The organism is Pseudoalteromonas sp. SG45-2, assembly GCF_014164115.1.
In the GTDB taxonomy this organism is placed as follows: Bacteria; Pseudomonadota; Gammaproteobacteria; order Enterobacterales; family Alteromonadaceae; genus Pseudoalteromonas; species Pseudoalteromonas distincta.
Window position 1 is genome coordinate 1 of record NZ_JACJEO010000011.1, and the last position, 24,591, is coordinate 24,591.

The 24,591-nt window shown below is 42.7% G+C and carries 19 protein-coding genes and 1 tRNA gene; 6 read left to right on the forward strand and 14 right to left on the reverse strand.

The window, feature by feature from the left end; all coding sequences use genetic code 11:
* From H5116_RS09545 to deoC, 14 genes are all read right to left on the reverse strand, one after another.
* A partial coding sequence (locus H5116_RS09545; protein ID WP_182716022.1) for a GTP-binding protein occupies window positions 1-554 on the reverse strand: 554 nt, incomplete at its 3' end.
* A gap of 62 nt (window positions 555-616) precedes the next feature.
* Complete coding sequence (fusA, locus tag H5116_RS09550; protein ID WP_002958887.1) at window positions 617-2,731, reverse strand: elongation factor G; 2,115 nt, start codon at window positions 2,729-2,731, stop codon at window positions 617-619.
* 27 nt (window positions 2,732-2,758) lie between these two features.
* A complete protein-coding gene (gene rpsG, locus H5116_RS09555; RefSeq protein WP_010555004.1) occupies window positions 2,759-3,229 on the reverse strand; it encodes a 30S ribosomal protein S7 in 471 nt (156 codons plus the stop codon).
* A 97-nt stretch (window positions 3,230-3,326) separates the two neighbouring features.
* The gene (rpsL, locus tag H5116_RS09560; RefSeq protein ID WP_002958885.1) at window positions 3,327-3,701 is read right to left on the reverse strand and encodes a 30S ribosomal protein S12; all 375 of its coding nucleotides are present in this window, start codon (window positions 3,699-3,701) and stop codon (window positions 3,327-3,329) included.
* Window positions 3,702-3,896: 195 nt separating this feature from the next.
* Window positions 3,897-8,072 (reverse strand): DNA-directed RNA polymerase subunit beta', encoded by a 4,176-nt coding sequence (rpoC, locus tag H5116_RS09565; RefSeq protein WP_002958884.1) that lies wholly within the window; start codon window positions 8,070-8,072, stop codon window positions 3,897-3,899.
* A 104-nt stretch (window positions 8,073-8,176) separates the two neighbouring features.
* The gene (gene rpoB, locus H5116_RS09570; RefSeq protein ID WP_138488388.1) at window positions 8,177-12,202 is read right to left on the reverse strand and encodes a DNA-directed RNA polymerase subunit beta; all 4,026 of its coding nucleotides are present in this window, start codon (window positions 12,200-12,202) and stop codon (window positions 8,177-8,179) included.
* 271 nt (window positions 12,203-12,473) lie between these two features.
* The gene (gene rplL / locus H5116_RS09575; protein ID WP_002958882.1) at window positions 12,474-12,836 is read right to left on the reverse strand and encodes a 50S ribosomal protein L7/L12; all 363 of its coding nucleotides are present in this window, start codon (window positions 12,834-12,836) and stop codon (window positions 12,474-12,476) included.
* Between the two features lie 76 nt (window positions 12,837-12,912).
* Complete coding sequence (gene rplJ / locus H5116_RS09580; RefSeq protein ID WP_002958881.1) at window positions 12,913-13,407, reverse strand: 50S ribosomal protein L10; 495 nt, start codon at window positions 13,405-13,407, stop codon at window positions 12,913-12,915.
* 323 nt (window positions 13,408-13,730) lie between these two features.
* Complete coding sequence (gene rplA / locus H5116_RS09585) at window positions 13,731-14,435, reverse strand: 50S ribosomal protein L1 (RefSeq protein WP_002958880.1); 705 nt, start codon at window positions 14,433-14,435, stop codon at window positions 13,731-13,733.
* Between the two features lie 3 nt (window positions 14,436-14,438).
* Complete coding sequence (gene rplK, locus H5116_RS09590) at window positions 14,439-14,867, reverse strand: 50S ribosomal protein L11 (RefSeq protein ID WP_002958879.1); 429 nt, start codon at window positions 14,865-14,867, stop codon at window positions 14,439-14,441.
* A gap of 214 nt (window positions 14,868-15,081) precedes the next feature.
* On the reverse strand, window positions 15,082-15,645 hold the full coding sequence (gene nusG, locus H5116_RS09595; RefSeq protein ID WP_002958878.1) for a transcription termination/antitermination protein NusG: 564 nt from the start codon (window positions 15,643-15,645) through the stop codon (window positions 15,082-15,084).
* Between the two features lie 4 nt (window positions 15,646-15,649).
* Entirely contained in the window at window positions 15,650-16,027 is a 378-nt protein-coding gene (secE, locus tag H5116_RS09600; RefSeq protein WP_002958877.1) for a preprotein translocase subunit SecE, read from the reverse strand.
* Window positions 16,028-16,159: 132 nt separating this feature from the next.
* A tRNA-Trp gene (locus H5116_RS09605) sits at window positions 16,160-16,236 on the reverse strand.
* A gap of 148 nt (window positions 16,237-16,384) precedes the next feature.
* On the reverse strand, window positions 16,385-17,128 hold the full coding sequence (gene deoC / locus H5116_RS09610) for a deoxyribose-phosphate aldolase (protein ID WP_182716023.1): 744 nt from the start codon (window positions 17,126-17,128) through the stop codon (window positions 16,385-16,387).
* A gap of 450 nt (window positions 17,129-17,578) precedes the next feature.
* Here deoC and cysG point away from each other — a divergent pair, with 450 nt between their 5' ends.
* The 6 genes from cysG to cysQ are packed head-to-tail and all read left to right on the forward strand — an operon-like array spanning window position 17,579 to window position 24,541.
* Window positions 17,579-19,006, forward strand: coding sequence for a siroheme synthase CysG (gene cysG / locus H5116_RS09615; RefSeq protein WP_002958874.1), 1,428 nt, complete (start codon window positions 17,579-17,581; stop codon window positions 19,004-19,006).
* A 49-nt stretch (window positions 19,007-19,055) separates the two neighbouring features.
* Entirely contained in the window at window positions 19,056-19,955 is a 900-nt protein-coding gene (gene cysD, locus H5116_RS09620) for a sulfate adenylyltransferase subunit CysD (RefSeq protein ID WP_002958873.1), read from the forward strand.
* The gene (cysN, locus tag H5116_RS09625) at window positions 19,955-21,379 is read left to right on the forward strand and encodes a sulfate adenylyltransferase subunit CysN (protein ID WP_024603862.1); all 1,425 of its coding nucleotides are present in this window, start codon (window positions 19,955-19,957) and stop codon (window positions 21,377-21,379) included. Before cysD ends, cysN begins: the two co-directional genes overlap by 1 nt.
* Before the next feature lie 31 nt (window positions 21,380-21,410).
* The gene (locus H5116_RS09630; protein ID WP_002958871.1) at window positions 21,411-23,135 is read left to right on the forward strand and encodes an SLC13 family permease; all 1,725 of its coding nucleotides are present in this window, start codon (window positions 21,411-21,413) and stop codon (window positions 23,133-23,135) included.
* A 32-nt stretch (window positions 23,136-23,167) separates the two neighbouring features.
* Window positions 23,168-23,761, forward strand: a complete 594-nt coding sequence (cysC, locus tag H5116_RS09635; RefSeq protein ID WP_002958870.1) for an adenylyl-sulfate kinase — start codon at window positions 23,168-23,170, stop codon at window positions 23,759-23,761.
* 9 nt (window positions 23,762-23,770) lie between these two features.
* Window positions 23,771-24,541, forward strand: coding sequence for a 3'(2'),5'-bisphosphate nucleotidase CysQ (cysQ, locus tag H5116_RS09640; RefSeq protein WP_182716024.1), 771 nt, complete (start codon window positions 23,771-23,773; stop codon window positions 24,539-24,541).
* Window positions 24,542-24,591 lie beyond the last annotated feature (50 nt).

The window sequence follows — 24,591 nt, forward strand, 5'->3', positions numbered from 1 at the left end:
CACTCTTTCTCGCCTTCTAACGCTTTAAGCGCAGAACCAGCGATTAGAGGTAAGTCATCACCTGGGAAATCGTATTCAGAAAGAAGTTCACGAACTTCCATTTCTACTAGTTCAAGTAGCTCTTCATCATCAACCATGTCACATTTGTTCATGAATACGATGATGTAAGGAACGCCAACCTGACGAGAAAGAAGGATGTGCTCACGCGTTTGTGGCATAGGGCCATCTGTCGCAGCAACTACTAAGATCGCGCCGTCCATTTGAGCAGCACCAGTGATCATGTTTTTAACATAATCGGCGTGACCAGGACAATCTACGTGTGCGTAGTGACGTGTAGGTGTATCGTATTCAACGTGAGACGTTGAAATAGTGATACCACGTTCGCGCTCTTCTGGAGCGTTATCGATTGATGCGAAATCTTTAGCAACACCGCCGTATACTTTTGCAAGTACGTTAGTGATTGCTGCAGTTAGTGTAGTTTTACCGTGGTCAACGTGGCCGATTGTACCAACGTTTACGTGCGGTTTTACGCGTTCAAACTTTTCTTTTGCCATCTTAAAAAATTCCTAATAAAGAAATTAAAGCCTGACTCACTATTGAGCCAGACAAGCTAAAATTATATAACAGCGCGAGCTGAAATTATTGTATCTGCGACATTTTTAGAGGCTTCAGCGTACTTCACAAACTCCATAGAGTATGAGGCACGGCCCTGTGTTGCAGATCGTAAAGCAGTTGCATAACCAAACATTTCAGAAAGAGGAACTTGCGCATTAATTTGCTTAAGTCCACCTAATGCATCTTCCATGCCTTCGATTATGCCGCGGCGACGGTTTAAGTCGCCAACTACATCACCCATATTTGAATCAGGAGTGAGTACTTCAACCTTCATTACTGGCTCTAAAAGTACAGGGTTAGCTTCAAGCGCCCCGTTTTTCATTGCCAGTGAACCTGCTATTTTAAATGCCATTTCATTCGAATCTACATCATGGAATGAACCATCATATAAAGTCGCTTTAACGCCAAGTAATGGGTAGCCTGCCAGTACACCTTGAGACATTTGCTCTTGGATACCTTTGTCTACCGCAGGAACGAATTCTTTAGGAACTGAACCACCTACGGTTTCGTTAACGAACTCGTAAATTGGTGACTCATCATCCGTAATATCCATCGGTTCAAGTTTAATCCAAACGTGTCCATATTGGCCACGACCACCTGACTGACGTATAAACTTCCCTTCAACCTTAACAGTTGAACGAATAGCTTCTCGGTATGAGACCTGCGGCTTACCAACGTTACATTCAACACTGAATTCACGTTTCATACGGTCGACGATGATATCTAAGTGAAGTTCACCCATGCCAGAGATTATAACCTGGCCTGATTCTTCGTCAGTTTGTACGCGAAAAGAAGGATCTTCAGCAGCTAGTTTACCTAGTGCGATACCCATCTTATCTTGGTCAGCTATAGTGCGGGGCTCAACCGCAATAGAGATTACTGGTTCTGGGAATTCCATACGCTCAAGCGTAATAATAGAATTCGGATCACACAGTGTTTCACCTGTTGTTACGTCTTTAAGACCAATAGCTGCCGCGATGTCGCCTGCGAAAACTTCTTTGATCTCTTCACGAGAGTTTGAATGCATCTGTACGATACGGCCAAGTCGCTCACGCTTACTTTTTACTGGATTATATACCGTGTCACCCTGTTTAACAGTACCAGAGTAAACACGGAAAAAGGTCAAGGTTCCAACAAACGGGTCTGTTGCAATCTTAAATGCGAGTGCAGCAAACGGCGCTTTATCATTAGCTGGACGTTCTTCCTCAGTACCATTTTCTAAGATACCTTGGATTTGTTTCACTTGCTCTGGTGACGGCATATATTCAACAACGCCATCAAGCACAGCTTGAACGCCTTTGTTTTTAAATGCGCTACCACAAGTAACTGGAACAATCTCATTTGCTAATGTTCGTTGGCGTAAAGCATTTTTAATTTCTGCTTCACTTAACTCTTCACCTTCTAAGTATTTATCCATTAGTTCTTCTGTTGCTTCAGCAGCGCTTTCAACTAAATGAGCGCGCCATTCTTCAGCTAATTCCAGAAGTTCTGCCGGTATTGCCTCATAAGAGAAAGTCATACCCTGGTCCGCTTCGTTCCAGTTAATCACTTTCATTTTTATAAGGTCAATAACACCTTTAAAGTCGTCCTCAGCGCCTACAGGCAACTGAATTGGAACAGGCGTTGCTCCAAGACGAGATTTCACCTGGCTGACCACTGCTAAGAAGTCTGCGCCCGTGCGATCCATTTTATTTACGAAGATCATTCTCGGAACTTCGTATTTGTTCGCTTGACGCCAAACTGTCTCAGTTTGCGGCTGTACACCAGATGAAGCACAAAGAACAACTACCGCACCATCTAGTACGCGTAAAGAACGCTCTACTTCGATAGTGAAATCTACGTGTCCTGGAGTATCAATAATATTGATACGATGGGCGTCAAATTGAGCGTCCATCCCTTTCCAAAAACACGTTGTTGCAGCAGAAGTGATTGTGATACCACGCTCTTGTTCCTGCTCCATCCAATCCATAGTTGCAGCGCCATCATGTACTTCACCGATCTTATGAGAAAGACCTGTGTAGAACAGAACACGTTCTGTTGTGGTGGTTTTGCCTGCATCTACGTGAGCAACAATACCTATATTACGATAGCGCTCAAGTGGAGTTGTACGTGCCATATGATCCTCTTAAAGGTTAAAGACAGATTACCAACGGTAATGAGCGAATGCTTTATTCGCTTCAGCCATACGGTGAACGTCTTCACGTTTCTTAACCGCAGTGCCTTTATTATCAGAAGCGTCAACGATTTCTTGAGCTAAACGTAAGCCCATAGATTTTTCGCCACGCTTACGTGCAGCGTCTACTAACCAACGCATACCTAATGCGTTACGACGAACTGGACGTACTTCAACTGGTACTTGATAAGTTGAACCACCAACACGGCGAGATTTAACCTCTACCTGTGGACGGATGTTATCAAGTGCAGTTTCAAAGATTTCTAGGTGCGACTTGCCTGATTTCTCAGCAGCCACGTCTAGCGCACCATAAACAATTTTTTCAGCAGTAGATTTCTTGCCGTCTAACATCACGATGTTAACGAATTTAGCAAGAAGTTCCGATCCGAACTTAGGATCTGGAAGAATTTTACGTTGACCGATTACGCGTCTTCTAGGCATTTTGTATCTCCGGTTTATTCAGGTTTGCTCTTTCGAGTCAATCACCCAAAACAATAATTATAAATATTTAGTGCTTGGCCTTACTAACGGAATACAATTACCCTTTAGGGCGTTTTGCACCGTATTTAGAACGAGCTTGACGACGATCGCTAACGCCTGCACAGTCAAGTGCACCACGAACAGTGTGAAAACGCACACCTGGTAAATCTTTAACACGACCACCACGGATTAGGATTACACTATGCTCTTGAAGGTTATGACCTTCACCGCCAATGTATGAAGTTACTTCGAAACCGTTAGTTAAACGTACACGTGCTACTTTACGTAACGCCGAGTTTGGTTTCTTAGGTGTAGTTGTATATACGCGAGTACATACACCGCGCTTTTGCGGACACGCTTTTAGTGCAGCTGAGTTACTTTTCGTAACCTTGCTACGGCGTGGCTTACGCACTAGCTGGTTAATAGTTGCCATTTAAATAGCTCCTGAAATTAAAATTACTACTGAAAAAAATAAAAAAATCCGCCCTTTATTTACGAGCCTGCATTAAGCACACAAGTAAATGGGTGGCGGAATTTTAATGAGCAAAGTTTAACCTGTCAACCTAAACTAATCGTAAGACAGCATATAACTGCCTTACGATCACTTAATCTATTGATTAAGAACAGTTTATTGATTTCCAGACAAATCAGCATTTAGAGCGTCTGTAAGTGCTTGAGTCGCCTCTTCTGCACTTACTGTTTGCTCTTCTACTACTACTTTGCTTTGTTTACGGCGAGCCATACGTTCTTGATGATACGCAAAACCGGTACCGGCTGGGATCAAACGACCCACAATTACGTTTTCTTTAAGACCGCGAAGCTCATCGCTCTTACCATTCACTGCCGCATCTGTAAGAACACGTGTTGTCTCTTGGAAAGACGCTGCAGAGATGAAAGATTCTGTTGCTAGTGATGCTTTTGTGATACCCATTAACTGGATTTCAAACTTAGCTGGTATCTTACCTTGTTTTTCAAGGTCACGGTTTGCGATATTAACGCGCGCCACTTCGATTTGTTCACCGGCTAAGAAGTCAGTATCACCGCCGTGCATAATGGTACATTTACGTAACATTTGACGGATAATTGTTTCAATGTGCTTGTCATTGATCTTAACGCCTTGCAAACGGTAAACCTCTTGCACTTCGTTAACGATATAGTTAGCAACATGAGTCACACCACGTAGGCGTAAGATGTCATGCGGTGATTCAGGACCATCGGCAATAACTTCACCTTTAGACACTTGCTCACCTTCAAACACGTTAAGTTGACGCCACTTAGGAATCATCTCTTCGTAATGATCACCTTCAGCTGGAGTAATAACTAAACGCTTCTTACCTTTAGTCTCTTTACCGAAGCTAATTGTACCAGTTACTTCAGCTAATATAGCTGGATCTTTTGGCTTACGAGCTTCAAATAAGTCGGCTACGCGTGGTAGACCACCCGTGATATCACGAGTTTTCGAACCTTCTTGCGGAATACGTGCTAACACGTCACCTGGGTTTGCTGTAACGCCGTCAATAACTTCAATCGTAGTGAATGAAGGAAGACGTGTTTCTTGCAGACCGCGCTCTTCACTTTCAATGATAAGCTTTGGTTCTTTCGTATTTACTTTAGCAAGATCTTTTACAACTACACGGGTTAAACCGGTTAGTTCATCAGTCTGTGCTTCAGTATTTGAATCATCGATATCGCTGAACGATACTTTTGACTTATGCTCAAGAACGATTGGGTGACTATGCGGGTCCCAAGTAGCGACGATGTCATTACCTTGAACTTCTGCATTGTCTTGCACTGTTAGTACCGCACCGTAAGGTACTTTATAACGCTCTTTCTCACGACCATGACTATCGATGATAGTAATTTCCGTAGAACGAGAGGTAATAACAATCTTACCGTCTGTGTTTAATACGTACTTAGAGTTATGAAGTTTTAATGTACCGTTAGTTTTAACTTGTACATTATTTTCTGCAGATGCTCTAGATGCCGCACCACCGATGTGGAAGGTACGCATTGTTAACTGTGTACCCGGCTCACCGATTGATTGAGCCGCGATAACACCCACTGATTCACCAGCGTTGATGATGTGACCACGTGCTAGGTCACGACCGTAACAGTTAGCACAAACACCAAAGTCATTATCACATGTGATAACAGAACGTACGCGAACTTCATCTACTGAGTGCTCTTCTAAAAGGTCACACAGTTTTTCGTCAAGCATAACATTACGTTCAACAAGTACAGTATTAGTACCTGGAATTACAATATCTTCAGCAACAACACGACCTAGAACACGTTCGCGAAGTGCTTCTACAACATCACCACCTTCAATAAGCGGTTTCATTGTTAAGCCATCTTCTGTGCCACAGTCATCTTCATTGATTACCAAATCTTGTGCAACGTCTACTAGACGACGCGTTAGGTAACCCGAGTTTGCTGTTTTAAGTGCTGTATCGGCAAGACCTTTACGCGCACCATGCGTTGAGATGAAGTACTGAAGTACGTTTAGACCTTCACGGAAGTTAGCTGTGATTGGCGTCTCGATGATTGAACCATCTGGACGTGCCATTAGACCACGCATACCCGCCAACTGACGAATCTGTGCAGCACTACCACGAGCACCTGAGTCGGCCATCATAAACACTGAGTTAAATGACGGTTGCTCTACTTCTTCACCTTTTGCATTGATAACTGTATCTTTTGACAAGTTAGCCATCATCTCACGTGATAAGTTTTCGTTTACACGTGACCAGATATCGATAACTTTATTGTACTTTTCACCAGCCGTTACAAGACCTGATTGGAATTGTTGGTTGATTTCAGTCACTTCAGCTTCAGCTGATTCAATTATCTGTGCTTTAATCGGTGGGATAACTAAGTCATCAATACCGATAGAAACACCTGACTTCATTGCATAATGGAAACCGGTGTACATAACTTGGTCAGCAAAGATAACTGTATCTTTAAGACCTAGACGACGGTAACACTCATTCAATAAGCCAGAAATCTGCTTTTTACCTAGCGGCTGGTTGATTGACGCAAACGGCATGCCTTTAGGTAAAATTAGAGACAGAATTGCACGACCAACAGTTGTATCGATAACAGTAACAGTGTCTTCTACTATGCCGTCTTCGTTTTTAACTGATTGGCTAATACGTACTTTCACGATTGCGTGAAGGTCTGCATTGCCGCTGCGGTATGCTTTTTCTGCTTCTTTTGGATCTTTAAATATCGCGCCTTCGCCTTTAGCGTTAATGCGGTCACGAGTCATGTAATAAAGACCCAATACAACATCCTGTGAAGGAACGATGATTGGCTCACCATTCGCAGGAGATAGAATGTTGTTTGTTGACATCATTAAGGCACGAGCTTCAAGCTGTGCTTCGATTGTTAACGGTACGTGTACCGCCATTTGGTCACCATCGAAATCGGCGTTGTAGGCCGCACATACTAATGGATGCAAATGAATCGCTTTACCTTCGATAAGCACAGGTTCAAACGCTTGGATACCCAAACGGTGAAGTGTTGGTGCACGGTTAAGTAATACTGGATGTTCACGAATTACTTCGTCAAGTACATCCCATACTTCCGGAACTTCACGTTCAACCATCTTCTTAGCTGCTTTGATTGTCGTAGCCATGCCGCGACGCTCTAATTTGCCATAGATGAATGGTTTGAATAACTCTAGTGCCATCTTCTTAGGAAGACCACATTGGTGAAGCTTAAGAGTAGGACCTACTGTGATTACAGAACGGCCTGAATAATCTACACGCTTACCAAGTAAGTTCTGACGGAAACGACCTTGCTTACCCTTGATCATATCAGCAAGAGATTTAAGAGGACGTTTGTTAGAACCTGTAATTGCACGACCACGACGACCGTTATCAAGTAGCGCATCTACCGCTTCTTGTAACATACGTTTTTCGTTGCGTACAATAATGTCTGGTGCTGCTAAATCTAGTAGACGCTTAAGACGGTTATTACGGTTAATAACACGACGGTAAAGGTCGTTTAGATCAGATGTCGCAAAACGACCACCGTCTAATGGTACTAATGGGCGTAGATCAGGTGGCAATACTGGAAGTACTGTCATGATCATCCACTCAGGGTTATTACCTGATTGGTGGAACGATTCCATTAACTTAAGACGTTTAGTGATTTTTTTACGCTTAGTTTCAGAGTTAATTGTTGGTAACTCTTCACGCATCTCAGCAATTAATTGAGCAAGATCAAGTTCACGAAGCAAGTCTAAAACTGCTTCAGCACCCATCTTCGCTTCAAATTCATCACCGTGCTCTTCTAGTGAATCTAAGTATTCTTCTTCACCTAATAGTTGACCACGCTCAAGCGTTGTCATACCAGGCTCAGTTACTACGAATGATTCGAAGTAAAGAACACGTTCAATATCACGAAGCGTCATATCTAGCATTAAGCCAATACGTGACGGTAATGATTTTAAAAACCATATATGTGCAACTGGGCTCGCAAGGTCGATATGACCCATACGATCGCGTCGCACTTTAGTGAGTGTTACTTCAACGCCACACTTTTCACAGATCACACCACGGTGTTTAAGGCGTTTATATTTACCACATAAACACTCATAATCTTTCACTGGGCCAAAAATACGGGCACAGAATAAGCCGTCGCGCTCAGGCTTGAAAGTACGGTAGTTAATAGTCTCAGGTTTCTTTACTTCACCGTATGACCATGAACGAACCATGTCTGGTGAAGCAAGACCAATGCGAATTGCATCGAATTCTTCGGTCTTATTTTGTTGCTTCAGAAACTTAAGTAAGTCTTTCACCTTAGCTCTCCTGTCGGAGTTAATCTTGAGGACGGATAGTCTCGTCCCTACATTCTATTCAGCCGTAACAGATGCTGCAGCGTTAACTGCAGCATCTAATTGGCTTAATTTTCTTCCAACTCGATGTTGATACCCAGTGAGCGGATTTCTTTCAACAATACGTTGAACGATTCTGGCATACCTGGTTCCATTTTATGGTTACCATCAACGATGTTTTTATACATCTTAGTACGACCGTTCACGTCATCCGATTTCACTGTTAGCATTTCTTGTAGAGTGTAAGCAGCACCGTAAGCTTCAAGTGCCCATACTTCCATCTCACCAAAACGCTGGCCACCGAACTGTGCTTTACCACCCAGCGGCTGCTGAGTAACAAGGCTGTAAGAACCAGTAGAACGTGCGTGCATCTTATCATCAACCAAGTGGTTAAGTTTAAGCATGTACATGTAACCAACAGTTACTTGACGTTCAAACTGATCGCCAGTACGGCCATCATAAAGTGTAACCTGACCACTTCGAGGATATCCACCAAGCTCAAGCATGTCTTTGATTTCGCTTTCTTTCGCGCCATCAAATGCAGGAGTAGCTATTGGTAAACCACCTTTTAAGTTTTCAGCTAGACGACGAATTTCGTCATCAGTGAAGCTAGCAATGTCTACAACTTGGCGAGATTCACCAATTTCGTAAGCTTGCTTGATGAATTCACGTAGCTCATGAAGCTCACGTTGTTCTTTCATCATCTCTTCAATACGTTCACCGATACCACGTGCAGCAAGACCCATATGTGTTTCAAGGATCTGACCGATGTTCATACGCGATGGTACACCTAGTGGATTCAATACGATATCTACCGTACGACCTTTGTCATCGTAAGGCATATCTTCTACTGGTACGATAGTCGAGATAACACCTTTGTTACCGTGACGACCCGCCATTTTATCACCCGGTTGGATACGACGTTTAACAGCTAGGTATACTTTAACAATCTTAAGTACGCCTGGTGCTAAATCATCACCTTGGGTAATTTTACGACGTTTGTTTTCAAACTTTTTATCGTATTCAGCTTTAAGCTCATCGTACTGTGCAGCTAGTTGCTCAAGCTCAGCTTGCTTGTCTTCTTCAGCAAGGCTTTGCGTAAGTACTTTTTCAGCATTAAGAGATGCAAGTTTATCTTCATCAAAACCAGCAGCTATAAGTAGCTTGCGTGCACGGTCTAAAACGCCTGCTTCTAAAATACGGAACTCTTCGTTGAAGTCTTTCTTCGCTTCGCGAAGCTGCATGTCTTCAACTTCTAACGCACGTTTATCTTTTTCAACACCATCACGGGTGAAAACTTGCACGTCAATTACAGTACCAGTTACAGAGTTTGGTACGCGTAAAGAGCTGTCTTTAACGTCAGACGCTTTTTCGCCGAAGATAGCACGTAGTAGCTTCTCTTCAGGTGTAAGCTGTGTCTCGCCTTTAGGAGTCACTTTACCTACTAGGATATCGCCGCCTTTAACTTCAGCACCAATATATACAACGCCTGATTCATCAAGCTTGCCTAGCGCAGACTCACCCACATTCGGGATATCTGCAGTGATCTCTTCAGGACCTAATTTAGTATCACGGGCAACACACTGTAGTTCTTGAATATGGATAGTCGTTAGACGATCTTCTTCAACTACGCGCTCTGATAACAAGATTGAATCTTCGAAGTTGTAACCGTTCCATGGCATGAATGCCACGCGAAGGTTTTGACCAAGGGCTAAGTCACCTAAGTCAGTCGAAGGACCATCTGCTAACACGTCACCACGAGTAACCGGTTCGCCAACCATACAAGTTGGTTTTTGGTTAATACATGTATTTTGGTTAGAACGTGTGTATTTGGTTAAGTTGTAGATGTCGATGCCCGCTTCACCTGGGATGCGTTCTTCTTCATGTACATTTACAACGATGCGACTTGCGTCAGCATACATTACTTCACCACCACGTTTAGCAACGATAGTTACACCAGAATCTTTCGCTAGTGTTAACTCAATACCAGTACCTACTAACGGTTTATCCGCTTTCAATGTTGGTACTGCTTGGCGTTGCATGTTTGAACCCATCAATGCACGGTTAGCATCATCGTGTTCTAGGAACGGGATAAGTGCTGCCGCTACAGAGATCACCTGTTGTGGTGATACATCCATATACTGCTGGTCCATGCGACCCATAAAGGTAGATTCACCTTTGTGACGACATGGAATAAGTTCATCAACAAACTCATTGGTTTCAGTTAAGTTTGAGTTCGCCTGTGCGATAACAAACTGACCTTCTTCAATGGCTGATAAGTAATCAACTTCATCAGTTACAACACCATCTACCACTTTGCGGTAAGGTGTTTCTAAGAAACCGTAGTCATTTGTACGTGCGTACGTAGACAACGAGTTAATTAGACCGATGTTTGGACCCTCAGGAGTCTCGATTGGACATACGCGACCATAGTGAGTTACGTGAACGTCACGTACTTCAAAGCCTGCGCGTTCACGAGTTAGACCGCCCGGACCTAATGCAGAGATACGACGTTTATGCGTAACTTCTGATAGTGGGTTATTTTGGTCCATAAACTGTGATAACTGAGACGAGCCGAAGAACTCTTTAACCGCTGCCGAAATAGGCTTAGCGTTAATAAGATCTTGTGGCATTATCGCGTCAAGGTCACCTAAGCTTAAACGCTCACGTACAGCACGTTCAACACGTACTAGACCAACACGGAATTGGTTCTCAGCCATTTCGCCAACACTACGTATACGACGGTTGCCTAAGTGATCGATATCATCAACATCGCCTTGACCGTTACGAATAGCAATTAATACTTTCATAACAGACACGATGTCTTCTTTGCTTAATGTGCCTGGGCCTGTGTCTGTATCGTAACCAACACGGCTATTGAACTTCATACGACCTACAGTAGATAAGTCATAACGCTCTTCAGAGAAGAACAAGTTCTGGAATAAGGCTTCAGCCGCGTCTTTCGTCGGTGGCTCGCCTGGGCGCATCATGCGGTAAATTTCTACTAGTGCTTCTAAACGGCTGCTTGAAGAGTCAATGTTCAATGTATTTGACATGTAAGCACCGCTGTCCACTTCATTGATATATAAAGTATCAATTTTAGTGTGACCGGCTTTAACCAATTCAGCCATTAGCTCTAGAGTTAGCTCGTCATTTGCATTTGCAATAACTTCACCAGTTGACTCATCAACATAGTTTTTAGCTACAATACGGCCAATGATGTACTCATGTGGTACTTCTAATTGCTTAATGCCTTTCTTCTCGATGCTCTTGATGTGGCGAGCCGTAACACGACGACCGCTTTCAACAAATACTTCACCGTCTTCGCTCTTGATATCAAAAGCGGCAGTTTCACCACGTAAACGCGAAGGTACAAGTTCCATAAGAACTTTACCATTCGTTACTTCAAACGTAGTGTTATCGAAGAACATATCTAGGATTTCTTCGCTAGAATACTCTAGTGCACGTAGGATGATAGACGCCGGTAATTTACGACGGCGGTCAATACGTACATATAAGTTATCTTTTGCATCAAATTCGAAGTCTAACCATGAACCACGGTAAGGTATAACGCGTGCGTTATATAATACTTTACCCGATGAATGGGTTTTACCGCGGTCGTTATCAAAGAATACACCAGGGCTACGGTGTAGCTGAGAAACGATAACACGCTCTGTACCATTGATTACAAAAGTACCGGTATCTGTCATGAGCGGAATTTCGCCCATGTAAACTTCTTGCTCTTTAATGTCTTTAACTGTGCCTGGTGCTTCTTTGTCCATAACAACAAGACGCAGTTTCACGCGAAGTGGAGCAGAATAAGTCACACCGCGAATTTGACATTCTTTTACATCGAAAACTGGCTCACCAATACGGTAACTTACGTATTGAAGCTCAGAATTTCCCGAGTAGCTTTTAATAGGGAACACAGAACGGAAGGCAGCTTCCAAACCATGATCGCCATCAGCGTCCGGCACTAAGAATTTTTTAAACGATTCTAACTGTGTAGACAGTAAAAAAGGTATATCCAAAACTTGTGGACGTTTACCAAAATCCTTACGGATACGTTTCTTTTCAGAATAAGAGTAAGCCATGGGGTTCCTCAGCTTGCTGATCTTTGACCCGACCTGTTCTTGTAAGAACAGACTTAACTGGCAGCTATGCCAAGATTTTACAACATTTAACTGTTGTTCTAATTAGATCCCACTTTAACACTAGCAAACTATAAAGCGTTGAAAGTAAAGAAAAAATCAGATTTTATTTGAACTAAAAGAGTGCATCACTCTATAGCGCAAAAAGGCCGGTGATTAAATAATCACCAGCCCTTGCCTGATTTCTCAGGCAGCGAACTTAGCAAAAGCTAAATTACTTAACCTCAACTTCAGCACCAGCTTCAGTAAGATCTTTTGCAAGTGCTTCAGCTTCTTCTTTAGATACACCTTCTTTAACAGGTGTAGGAGCAGCTTCAACAAGAGCTTTCGCTTCTTTAAGGCCAAGGCCAGTTGCGCTACGAACAGCTTTGATTGCAGAAACCTTGTTAGCGCCAGCGCCAGTAAGGATTACGTCAAATTCTGTTTTCTCTTCAGCAGCTTCAGCAGCTGGACCAGCTACCATTGCAGCTGCAGCAGTTACGCCGAATTTTTCTTCCATTGCTTCGATAAGAGCAACAACGTCCATTACTGACATTTCAGCAATTGCGTCAAGGATTTGGTCTTTAGATACAGACATTACAAATTTCCTAATAATTAACGGACATTAAGTCCAAATAAATTTTACACCGAAAGTGAGATTAAACAGCTTAAAATTAAGCAGCTTGCTCTTCTTTCTGTACACGTACTGCTTCAATTGTTTTACACAATTTGCCAGCAGACGCTTCTTTCATAGCACTCATTAAGCGTGCAACAGCTTCATCGTATGTAGGTAATGTAGCAAGCATTGCTGCATCAACAACATTTCCTTCAAAAGCGGCCGTTTTAAGCTCGAATTTCTCATTCTTTTTCGCGAAATCTGAAAAGATACGCGCAGCAGCACCTGGGTGCTCTGATGAGAAAGCGATTAAGCTTGGACCAACAAATGAATCAGAAAGACACTCAAAATCTGTTCCTTCAAGAGCACGTTTTGCTAAAGTGTTACGGACAACTTTCATCCAAACACCATTTGCACGAGCTTCTTTACGAAGGGCAGTGATTGCGCCAACTGTTACACCACGAGAATCTGCAACAACTGCAGATAGAGCACCATTGGCTGCTTCGTTGACTTCAGCAACTATTGCTTTTTTGCCTTGAAGATTTAAAGCCATGGGTGTTACTCCTGGTTTAATGGGGGTACCGATTATCGGATTCCCCTGTTCTACTCTTCCCTACCAAACAAGGTAGAGATGCTTTTTACGGCGAGAGCCAGAAGGATTAGGAAAAATCTATCTGGGGTCTACACCGTCTACGTAGGTGAATATTAAGGCCGAAGCCACCTACGGTCTTGGACGGAAGCCCAATTTATCGTTAACCCCGAAGGCTTAACGAAATTATGGACTTCAACCCGAATTCTTTACTTTGCAAATTAATAAATTAATCAACAAAATGGCGCGAAATTATAGTACAAATTTCACGCCATGTAAACACTCAATTAAGCAACAATAGTGCTTAAAGTGTTTTGGTCAACAGAAACACCTGCGCCCATTGTTGTAGAGATAGTTACTTTCTTCAAGTAAACACCTTTAGCTTGAGAAGGTTTAGCCTTCTTAAGCGCAACAATTAGAGCTTCAAGGTTTTGTTGTAACTGCTCTGCAGTGAAATCAACCTTACCAATAGTAGTATGGATGATGCCATTTTTGTCATTACGGTAACGTACTTGACCTGCTTTAGCATTTTTAACTGCTTCTGCAACGTTAGGCGTTACAGTACCAGTTTTAGGGTTTGGCATTAGACCACGTGGGCCTAAGATTTGACCTAGTTGACCAACAACACGCATAGCGTCTGGTGATGCAACAACAACGTCAAAGTTCATCTCGCCTTTTTTAACTAGTTCAGCAAGATCTTCCATACCTACTAATTCAGCACCGGCTTCTTTTGCAGCTTCTGCATTAGCGCCTTGTGTGAATACAGCAACACGAACGTCACGACCAGTACCGTTAGGTAGTACAGTAGCACCACGAACGTTTTGATCAGATTTACGAGCATCGATACCAAGGTTAACGGCAACGTCAACACTTTCTACGAATTTAGCTGTCGCTAACTCTTTTAAAAGAGCAACTGCTTCATTGATTTCGTAATCTTTAGTTACTTCCACTTTTTCGCGGATAGTACGCATACGTTTAGTTAATTTAGCCATTTCTTAGTCCTCTACGTTCAAGCCCATCGCACGCGCAGAACCTGCGATAGTGCGAACCGCTGCGTCCATATCGGCAGCTGTAAGGTCAGTTCGTTTTGTCTCAACAATTTCTTCAAGTTGAGCACGAGTTACTGTGCCTACTTTATCAGTGTTAGGACGGCCTGAGCCTGACTTGATACCAGCAGCTTTCTTAAGTAAGTAAGCAGCAGGTGGCGTTTTCATGTCGAACGTAAATGAACGGTCACCGTAAACAGAGATCACTACAGGAACTGGAGCGCCTTTTTCGATAGACTCTGTACGTGCGTTAAACGCTTTACAGAATTCCATGATGTTTACACCGTGTTGACCTAGTGCAGGACCTACTGGAGGACTAGGATTAGCCATACCAGCGGCAACTTGTAGCTTGATTAGAGCTTCAACTTTTTTAGCCATTATAAATACCTCATTTGGTGGGTCTCAGCCTTGTGCGCGCGAGGACGCGTACTCTAACGGCTTCCCAGTTTAAAAATTGGTTTCGTACTTTTTGCACAGTAAAAAATAAATTTTACCTTAATACAAAAAGGCCGCTGATTATAAGTTAATCAGCGGCCTTTTTCAAGCTTCATGCCAAAATTTAAATAAAAATTAGCGAAGCTTTTTTAATCAATTACTTATCTTGCTCAACTTGACCGAATTCAAGCTCAACTGGCGTAGAACGACCAAAAATAAGTACAGATACTTTTACGCGGCTCTTTTCGTAGTCAACTTCTTCAACTACACCACTGAAATCTGCAAATGGACCATCTGTAACGCGTACAACTTCACCTGGTTCAAATAATGTAGCAGGTTTAGGTGCTTCAGCATTTTCTTGTAGGCGATTAAGAATGCGCTCAGCTTCTTTAGGGCTGATAGGAGCAGGACGATCAGACGTACCACCAATAAAGCCCATAACGCGTTCTGTGCTGTTCACTAAGTGCCAGCTTGCGTCATTCATATCCATTTGTACTAATACATAACCTGGGAAGAATTTACGCTCAGATTTACGCTTTTGGCCAGCGCGCATCTCAACAACTTCTTCAGTTGGTACTAATATCTCACCAAAGCTCGATTCTAGACCTTCGATTTTAATATGTTCAATTAACGTTTGAGCTACACGCTTTTCGTAACCAGAAAAGGCCTGTACTACATACCAACGTAACTTAATTTCTTTGTTCTCGTTCTCATCCGACATGGGATCAGATCTCCAATCCAGTTAAAAAGCCTACAGCGCGGAATAAAATGCCATCTAATCCCCAAAGGATAAGTGCCATAATCACTGTTGCAACCATTACAATTAATGTCGTGTGGGTAGTTTCTTGGCGCGTTGGCCAAATAACTTTGCGTACTTCAATTCGAGCTTCTTTAGCGAAAGCAAGAAAGTTACGTCCCTTAAATGTTTGCGAGGCAATTGCTAATCCGGCCGCTATTGCAACAACAACGCCAATAGCACGTAGTAATACAGATTGATCTGCATACATGTGATTACCAACAACTGCGCCTGCAAGTAGCGCGATTGCTACTAACCACTTTACTGACTCCATCGCACTTGATGGTGTTTCTACATTCGTGCTCATAATATTATTACCTTAACTACAGACACAACAACCCTACACTACGGCAGGGTTAATCCATTAAAATCTAAACTTAAAAACAGACTTAATTTAAACCGGTTTTTAATCTCAGACTACTCAAATAACAAGTAAAACTGGCAGGGGCGGAGAGATTCGAACTCCCAACCATCGGTTTTGGAGACCGCTGTTCTACCAATTGGAACTACGCCCCTGCAAAGTGGATGCCTATTATACTTACGCAGTTCATTAACACAAGCCTAAAAGATACCCACATTGGAAAATCTAATTAATTAATTACATTATTGTTTAAACTGCTAATAATTTAATCGGTTAGATAAACCTACAATCCAAAGATATTGATTATTTCCCTATGGTTTTATAAACGTCACTTAACAAGCTTGAAGCGCCAAACCTAAATGTATTTGCTTGCAAATAATCATCACCCATTATTGCGCGTGCTAGCGCTAAATAATCACTAGCATCGGCCACTGTTTTAACACCGCCGGCCGCTTTAAAGCCCACACGTTTATTTGAGCTTTTAATGGCTGTTAGCATAGTTTTTGTTGATTCAAGCGTGGCATTTACAGCTACTTTACCCGTACTGGTTTTTACAAAATCAGCACCGCCTTCAATTGCAAGCTCCGTGGCTTGAGTAATAAGCGCGTCGGTTTTTAGCTCGCCGCTTTCTATTATTACTTTAAGTTGCGCGCGCGACCCACATGCTTTTTTACTTTCGCTTACATAGTTAACTACAGTTTGAGCATCGCCCGCGATTAACTTTTTATAAGGAATAACCAAATCAATTTCGTCAGCGCCGCGCTCTATTGCAATAAGTGTTTCGTTAATTACATCACTCAGTGGTGCATCACCTGTTGGAAAGTTAGTAACTGTTGCGACTTTAACATGGTTAAGCTCAAGCGCTGCGAGTGCTATTTTTGCATCATCAACAAAGTCGCTATAAACACATACAGCGGCAGGCGTGCCTAAGGTAGGATTTATGCTATCAACAAGTGCTTGAATGCTTTTGGTGGTATCGCTGGTGTTTAAGCTTGTTAAATCCATCAGTGCGACTGCTAATGCGGCATCTTTTTGGTGTTGTGTCATTAGAGCTCCGTTGCTTATGTAATACCAATTTTATTAAAAACATGATCATTTTAGCGTATTAAATAACGCACTAACTAGGTTAAAAACTATTTATATAGAACAACTATGTATCATAATTTTAGCCTTGTTATTGAGCTATTTTCTCGTCGCTATAATAGATCACTAATTTAATGCAATTGGTATAAGTACAAAATTTGATATGCCTCCATATTAACAAATTAAACCAAACTCGCTATAGCTCATAACCAAACACTATAAGCTGGTTATTTTACTTGTAACTCGGCGCAATCCCTTGTTAACTAGCTCTTAGGCCTAAAAAGCCCACCTATTATAACTTTTGGTTATATCAACTTGGTTTTAATTATTTTTTACTTATTGATAGCCGCTATATTCTGCATATCAGAATAAAGCGTTTTCTTATATTTGAATTTGTTTAGGGGTCTTATTAACGTGCAGTATTTACCTATCTTTACCAAACTCGACAACAAACCAGTATTGGTTGTTGGCGGTGGAGAGGTCGCTTTACGCAAATGTCGCGCGTTTTTAAAAGCGAGAGCAAGCGTTACTTTAGTAGCACCTTGGTTTTGCGACGAACTAAAAGAGCATGCACATAATAATGAAGTAACGCTTATTGATGCTTATTTTGATGAATCGCACCTTGATGGCAAAATGCTTGTTATTGCAGCAACCGACCGCGATGAAGTAAACAACAACGTATTTGAACTTGCCAATGCCCGCAATGTGTTTGTAAACGTGGTTGATGACCAACCTAAATGTACGTTTATATTCCCATCCATTGTTGACCGTGACCCAATTACGATTGCTATATCAAGTGCTGGCACAGCGCCCGTACTTGCACGTCGCTTACGCGAAAAGCTCGAAACTCTTATTCCACATCATATTGGCCCACTTGCAACACTTGTCGGTGGCTTTAGAGACAAAGTAAAAAAACGCTTTAAGCATTTTTCAGACCGCCGCCAATTTTGGGAAGGCGTGTTCGACTCATCTGTTGTGAGTAAAGTACAAACCGGCGATACCCAAGCCGCACAGCAGCAACTAGAGCAAATGCTAGATGCAAAAGCAGAACCTGAAGGCGAAGTATATGTAGTAGGTGCAGGCCCTGGCGATCCAGAGCTTTTAACACTTAAAGCACTGCAACTTATGCAACAAGCCGACGTCGTCGTTTATGACTTTTTAGTCTCTGACGAAATTATGGAACTAGTGCGCCGCGATGCTGACCTTATTTGTGTAGGTAAACGTTTGGGCGATCATAGTGTTGTTCAAGAAGATACCAACCAAATGCTGGTCGACCTTGCTAAACAAGGCAAAAAAGTGTGCCGCATTAAAGGTGGTGACCCGTTTATTTATGGCCGTGGTGGCGAAGAAGTACAAGTACTGGCTGCTAACAACGTAAATTATCAAATTGTTCCAGGTATTACAGCCGCTGCAGGTTGTAGTGCTTACGCGGGTATTCCGCTTACGCATCGCGACCATGCACAAGCCATTCAATTTGTAACTGGCCACTGTAAAAAAGACGGTCAAGAACTTGATTGGCAATCGCTGGCAAAAGCAAATCAAACGCTGGCTATTTACATGGGCGTAATTAAATCGCCGCACATACAAGGCGAGCTTTTAAAACATGGCCGCAAAGCCGACACCCCTGTTGCCATTATCGAAAACGGTACACGTAAAAATCAGCGTGTTGTAACAGGCCAATTAGGCGAACTTGCCGACTTAATTGAACGCAACAGCATTATATCGCCTGCGCTACTCATTATTGGTGAAGTAGCCGCCCTGCACTCGCAACTAGCGTGGTTTGGGAAGAACGAGCAAACAAGCAGCTTTGCACAGCCGCTAACAGATGTATCAAATACATAACCGAATTTTAAATTTGTAACTTTTAATCATTTTAGTAGGACGACTAACAATGGCTTTAACTCACCTTCAGCAACTTGAAGCTGAAAGTATCAAAATCATGCGCGAAGTCGCCGCTGAGTTTGAGAACCCAGTAATGCTTTACTCTATTGGTAAAGATTCGTCGGTACTTTTGCACTTAGCGCGTAAAGCATTTTACCCTGCAAAAATTCCGTTTCCGTTATTACACGTAGACACCAACTGGAAGTTTCGTGAAATGATCGAGTTTCGCGACCGTATAGCTAAAGAATACGGCTTTGATCTACTGGTACACAAAAATCCAGAAGGCATTGAAATGGGTGTAGGCCCGTTTACGCATGGCTCGGGTAAACATACCGACATAATGAAAACCCAAGGCTTAAAACAAGCGCTAGATAAATACGGCTTTGATGCTGCATTTGGTGGCGCACGCCGCGACGAAGAAAAGTCACGCGCAAAGGAGCGTGTTTATTCGTTCCGCGACAAACACCACCGTTGGGACCCTAAAAACCAACGCCCAGAGCTTTGGAATACCTACAACAGCCAAGTTAATCCGGGTGAGAGCATTCGTGTTTTCCCATTATCTAACTGGACTGAGCTTGATATTTGGCAATACATTTATCAAGAAAACATCGAAATGGTGCCATTGTACCTAGCTAAAGATCGCCCAGTAGTTGAGCGCGACGGTACTTTGATTATGGTTGACGATGAGCGTATGCCTCTTAATGAAGGTGAAGTACCGCAAATGAAATCTGTACGTTTTCGTACATTAGGCTGCTACCCACTTACCGGTGCAGTTGAATCAACAGCCAGTACTTTAACCGAAATTATCGAAGAAATGCTGCTATCTACGTCATCTGAACGTGAAGGTCGTGTTATTGACCATGATTCAGCCGGCTCAATGGAGAAGAAAAAACGTGAGGGGTATTTTTAATGTCTAGCCAAAATAACGATACATTTAACGAAGTAAAAGAAATAGGCATAGACGCCTACCTAGCACGCCAACAAGACAAAAGCTTATTACGCATGCTTACTTGTGGCAGCGTAGATGACGGTAAATCAACATTGATTGGCCGCCTACTGCACGACAGCCACCAAATTTATGAAGATCAGCTAGCAGCCCTTCATAAAGATAACGAAAAAGTAGGTAATGCAGGTGAAGATCTTGACCTTGCTTTATTAGTTGATGGCCTACAAGCTGAGCGTGAACAAGGCATTACGATTGACGTAGCGTACCGTTACTTTTCAACGGCTAAGCGTAAATTTATTATTGCCGACACGCCTGGGCACGAGCAATACACGCGCAACATGGTAACTGGTGCATCAACAAGCGATGTCGCCATTATTTTGGTTGATGCGCGTTACGGCGTACAAGTACAAACTAAGCGCCATAGCTTTATTTGTGACTCGCTGGGCATTAAACAGTTTGTTGTTGCCGTTAATAAAATGGATATCGTTGATTTTGACGAAACCGTGTATGAAAAAATTAAGGCCGATTACCTTAAATTTGCTGAGCAACTTAACGTATCAAACATTAAGTTTGTGCCTATGTCGGCGCTTAAAGGCGACAACGTAGTAACACGCTCTGCACATACACCGTATTACACCGACAAGCCGCTACTAGAGTTATTAGAAGATTCGCCAGCAGCCGAAACAGATACAGGCTTTGAAGCGCGCCTACCGGTGCAATATGTCGTGCGTCCTAACTTAAACTTCCGTGGTTTTCAGGGCACACTGACATCGGGCAAGATGCACGTAGGCGATGCTATAAAAGTACTACCGTCGGGTAAAACATCAAGCATTAAAGAAATTGTTACCTTTGATGGTAATCTGGACAGCGCCGAAGCAGGCCAAGCAATTACCGTTACCCTAAATAACGAAATTGATATTAGCCGAGGGGATGTAATCGTACCTGCAAACTCAACGGCCGCTGTTACTAACCAGCTGCAAGCTAAAATTGTGTGGATGCATGAATCGCCATTAGTGTTAGGTAAAAGCTATAACCTAAAACTAGGTAGCAAAAACACCTCAGCTATTGTTAAAAAGATTGACTACACAATTGATGTAAACACGCTTGAGCACGGCACTAGCGACTCATTACAGCTAAACGAAATTGCGATTGTAACGCTTGAACTAACCGAAACTATTTTGGCAGACGAGTACCACAGCAATCACGAAACAGGCTCGTTTATCCTAATCGATCGCTTATCAAACCTAACTGTTGCTGCCGGTATGATTGAGCAAGTACTGCAAAGCCAAACAAAGCAAAGTAACTTTAGCGAATTTGAAGTTGAATTTAACAGCTTAGTACGCAAGCACTTCCCGCATTGGCAAGCGCTTGATATTTCTAAGTTATAAGTTAACTTTAGCCTGTTAGGAATTTAAAAGCATGGTAGAACAGCTCGTTTTAACAGGCATTATGCTTACCTTAGTCGGGTGCCTTTTTGGCACCCGTATTAATCCAGCATGGTTATTTGTAAGCGCTATTGGCACCAGCTACTTAGCAGGGCTAATCGATCTTGAAAGTATGTTAGTTAACTACGCTAACCCGTCGCTTATCACTTTAGTACTATTGGTGTTAGTGTCGACCGCAATAGAAAAAACCACCCTAATTCAAAAGTTAGCGCAATCGCTATCTAAAGGTAGTTTAGTAAAATCGGTAACAAAATTGGGGTTATCAACCGCCTTTTTATCGTCGTTTACTAACAATACCGCCGTTGTTGCATCGCTTATTACCGCGATAAAAGACAATCCTAATCACTCCCCTTCAAAGCTATTATTACCGCTGTCGTACACTGCTATTTTGGGCGGCACTATTACGCTTATTGGTACATCAACCAACTTAATCGTTAATGGCTTTGCAGTAGATGCGGGCATGGAACCGCTGGGCTTTTTTGACTTTACATTAGTGGGTTTAGGCGCGCTAAGCGTAGGCCTAATTACCATTTTAGTAATGCTTAAATACTTACCCGACAACGGTAAAAGCGACCAAGAAGTCGTGCCTTTTTACCTAGAAGGTAAAGTACAAGCAAGCTCAAAATTAATAGGCCAAACCGTAGAAGAAAACGGCCTGCGTGATTTAAAAGACTTATTCCTTGCTGAAATTATTCGCGATGGCAGCCGAATTTGCGCAGTCACTCCGCAGCAAATTATTCAAAAAGACGACGTGCTGCTGTTTGTAGGTGACATAAAATCGGTGCCATTACTTACCCGTTTCGACGGTTTAAAAGTAGTGCACGAGAATCATCAAAAAGACATAGAACACTTAGTAGAAGTAGTCGTAAGTCAATCTTCAAAATTTATTGGCAAAACCGTAAAAGAAGCCCGCTTTAGAGAGCAGTTTCATGCTGCTGTTATTGCCATTCGCCGTGGACACGACCGCTTACAGGGCGGCCTTGGGCAAGTGCAATTACAAGCTGGCGACTCACTTATACTCGCACCAGGCAAAAATTTTTACACTTTGCCTAATTTAAAGCGCGAATTTGTGTATATTTCAGGGTTTGACTTACAAGCCCACCTTGCACCTAAGCAATCAAATATTGTGCTACTAAGCTTTGCCGCAGTACTGGGTTTAAGCATTATTGGCATAGTGCCGCTGGTTAAAGGCTTATTAGTATTACTGATTGGCTTAATGCTCAGCGGCACCATAAAACTTAACGAAGTAAAACGCCGTTTTCCTATCGAGTTATTGGTGGTTGTAGGTAGCGCCATTGGCCTTGCTAAATTAATGATAGGCACCGGACTTGCCGGGCAAATATCCGACGCCATGTTTATGGTACTTGGGGATTTTGGCCCGTACGGCGCGTTTATAGCTATATTTTTAATGACCGTATTATTTACCGAGCTTATAACTAACAACGCAGCTGCTGCCTTGTCGTTCCCTGTTGCTTACTCGCTCGCGGTTGGTTTTAATGTAGACCCACTACCGTTTATTATGGCGGTTGCCTTTGGCGCATCAGCTAGCTTTATATCGCCATTTGGGTATCAAACTAATCTAATGGTTTATAGCGCGGGTAACTATCGCTTAAAAGATTACATAGTGATGGGCTTACCCCTTTCTATTATTTATTCAATCACGGTATTAACCTTGATCCCGCTGGTATTTCCGTTTTAATACCTGCGCTCACAGCATAAGAGACTCTCACTATGGATGAAAATATAGTTTGGCATAACTACGCAACCACAAAAGCACAGCGTAGTGAGCAAAAAAAACATAAGCCCGCTATTTTATGGTTTACCGGCTTTTCAGGCTCTGGCAAAAGCACCGTAGCAAACGCACTAGAAGCGGCGCTTAATCAGCAAGGTACGCACACTTACCTGCTCGATGGCGACAACGTACGCCACGGTTTGTGTAAAGATCTAGGCTTTAGCGACGAAGACCGCATTGAAAACATACGCCGCGTAGGCGAAACCGCAAAACTAATGACCGACGCTGGCTTGTTAGTACTTACTGCGTTTATATCGCCTTTTAGAGCAGAACGCGACATGGTGCGTAACTTAGTAGACGAAGGCGAATTTATCGAAGTCTTTATCGATACCCCACTGGATGTATGCGAAAGCCGCGATCCTAAAGGCTTATACAAAAAAGCCCGCGCTGGAGAGATAAAACACTTCACTGGTATCGATTCAAGCTACGAAGTGCCAAACAATCCAGAAATAATTTTAGATACAAGTAAAAACACCCTAGACCAATCGGTTACACAACTGATAACGTATCTAAAACAAAAGCACATAATATAGGTTAACCCCATGAATCAAACCGAACTGCTAGAAGAAACCCTCATCCTTGCCCGCAAAGCAGGCCAAGCGATAATGGGAATTTACGAAAAGGATTTTAACGTTGAGTACAAAGCCGATGAAAGCCCCGTAACCGACGCCGATTTAGCAGCTCATAAACTGATTGTGGCAGGGCTTCAACAGCTCACACCTGATATTCCAATACTCAGTGAAGAAAACGCCGACATAAGTTGGGATGTACGCCAAACGTGGAAAAGCTACTGGTTAGTTGATCCAATCGACGGCACTAAAGAATTTATTAAAAAGAACGGTGAATTTACCGTAAACATCGCCCTAATTAAAAACGGCATTCCTATTTTAGCCGTAGTTGATGCACCCGCCCTTGGCGTATCGTACTTAGCCGCCGAAGCCATTGGTGCATTTAAAGATAAAGGCGATGAGCGAATTGAGCTTAAGGTAACTACCAAACCTAACAAAGGGTTAATTCGAGTTGTAGGCAGCCGCTCGCACCCATCCCCCGATTTAGCCGAGTTTGTGAAACGCTTTGATGAGGTTGAAATGGTGTCTAAAGGCAGCTCACTAAAGTTGTGTTTAGTAGCTGAGGGCAGCGCCGATATTTACCCGCGCTTAGGTCCAACCTGCGAATGGGATACAGGCGCAGGCCATGCAATCGCCGAAATAGCCGGCGCTAAAGTGACTAAACTTGATGGCAGCCCGCTTATTTATAACACTAAAGATGAATACTTAAATCCGTATTTTATTGTAAGTTCGATAGAAGAGTAAGCGCAGTTTTAAGTGGTTAGCTATCGGTTGTCAGCAAGACAAGTGATAGC

Excerpts from the sequence above, each read along its gene's own strand:
- fusA (WP_002958887.1), bottom strand. The coding sequence starts at position 2,731 with ATGGCACGTACAACTCCACTTGAGCGCTATCGTAATATAGGTATTGTT.
- rpsG (WP_010555004.1), bottom strand. The coding sequence starts at position 3,229 with ATGCCTAGAAGACGCGTAATCGGTCAACGTAAAATTCTTCCAGATCCT.
- rpsL (WP_002958885.1), bottom strand. The coding sequence starts at position 3,701 with ATGGCAACTATTAACCAGCTAGTGCGTAAGCCACGCCGTAGCAAGGTT.
- rpoB (WP_138488388.1), bottom strand. The coding sequence starts at position 12,202 with ATGGCTTACTCTTATTCTGAAAAGAAACGTATCCGTAAGGATTTTGGT.
- rplL (WP_002958882.1), bottom strand. The coding sequence starts at position 12,836 with ATGTCTGTATCTAAAGACCAAATCCTTGACGCAATTGCTGAAATGTCA.
- rplJ (WP_002958881.1), bottom strand. The coding sequence starts at position 13,407 with ATGGCTTTAAATCTTCAAGGCAAAAAAGCAATAGTTGCTGAAGTCAAC.
- rplA (WP_002958880.1), bottom strand. The coding sequence starts at position 14,435 with ATGGCTAAATTAACTAAACGTATGCGTACTATCCGCGAAAAAGTGGAA.
- rplK (WP_002958879.1), bottom strand. The coding sequence starts at position 14,867 with ATGGCTAAAAAAGTTGAAGCTCTAATCAAGCTACAAGTTGCCGCTGGT.
- nusG (WP_002958878.1), bottom strand. The coding sequence starts at position 15,645 with ATGTCGGATGAGAACGAGAACAAAGAAATTAAGTTACGTTGGTATGTA.
- secE (WP_002958877.1), bottom strand. The coding sequence starts at position 16,027 with ATGAGCACGAATGTAGAAACACCATCAAGTGCGATGGAGTCAGTAAAG.
- deoC (WP_182716023.1), bottom strand. The coding sequence starts at position 17,128 with ATGACACAACACCAAAAAGATGCCGCATTAGCAGTCGCACTGATGGAT.
- cysD (WP_002958873.1), top strand. The coding sequence starts at position 19,056 with ATGGCTTTAACTCACCTTCAGCAACTTGAAGCTGAAAGTATCAAAATC.
- cysN (WP_024603862.1), top strand. The coding sequence starts at position 19,955 with ATGTCTAGCCAAAATAACGATACATTTAACGAAGTAAAAGAAATAGGC.
- H5116_RS09630 (WP_002958871.1), top strand. The coding sequence starts at position 21,411 with ATGGTAGAACAGCTCGTTTTAACAGGCATTATGCTTACCTTAGTCGGG.
- cysC (WP_002958870.1), top strand. The coding sequence starts at position 23,168 with ATGGATGAAAATATAGTTTGGCATAACTACGCAACCACAAAAGCACAG.
- cysQ (WP_182716024.1), top strand. The coding sequence starts at position 23,771 with ATGAATCAAACCGAACTGCTAGAAGAAACCCTCATCCTTGCCCGCAAA.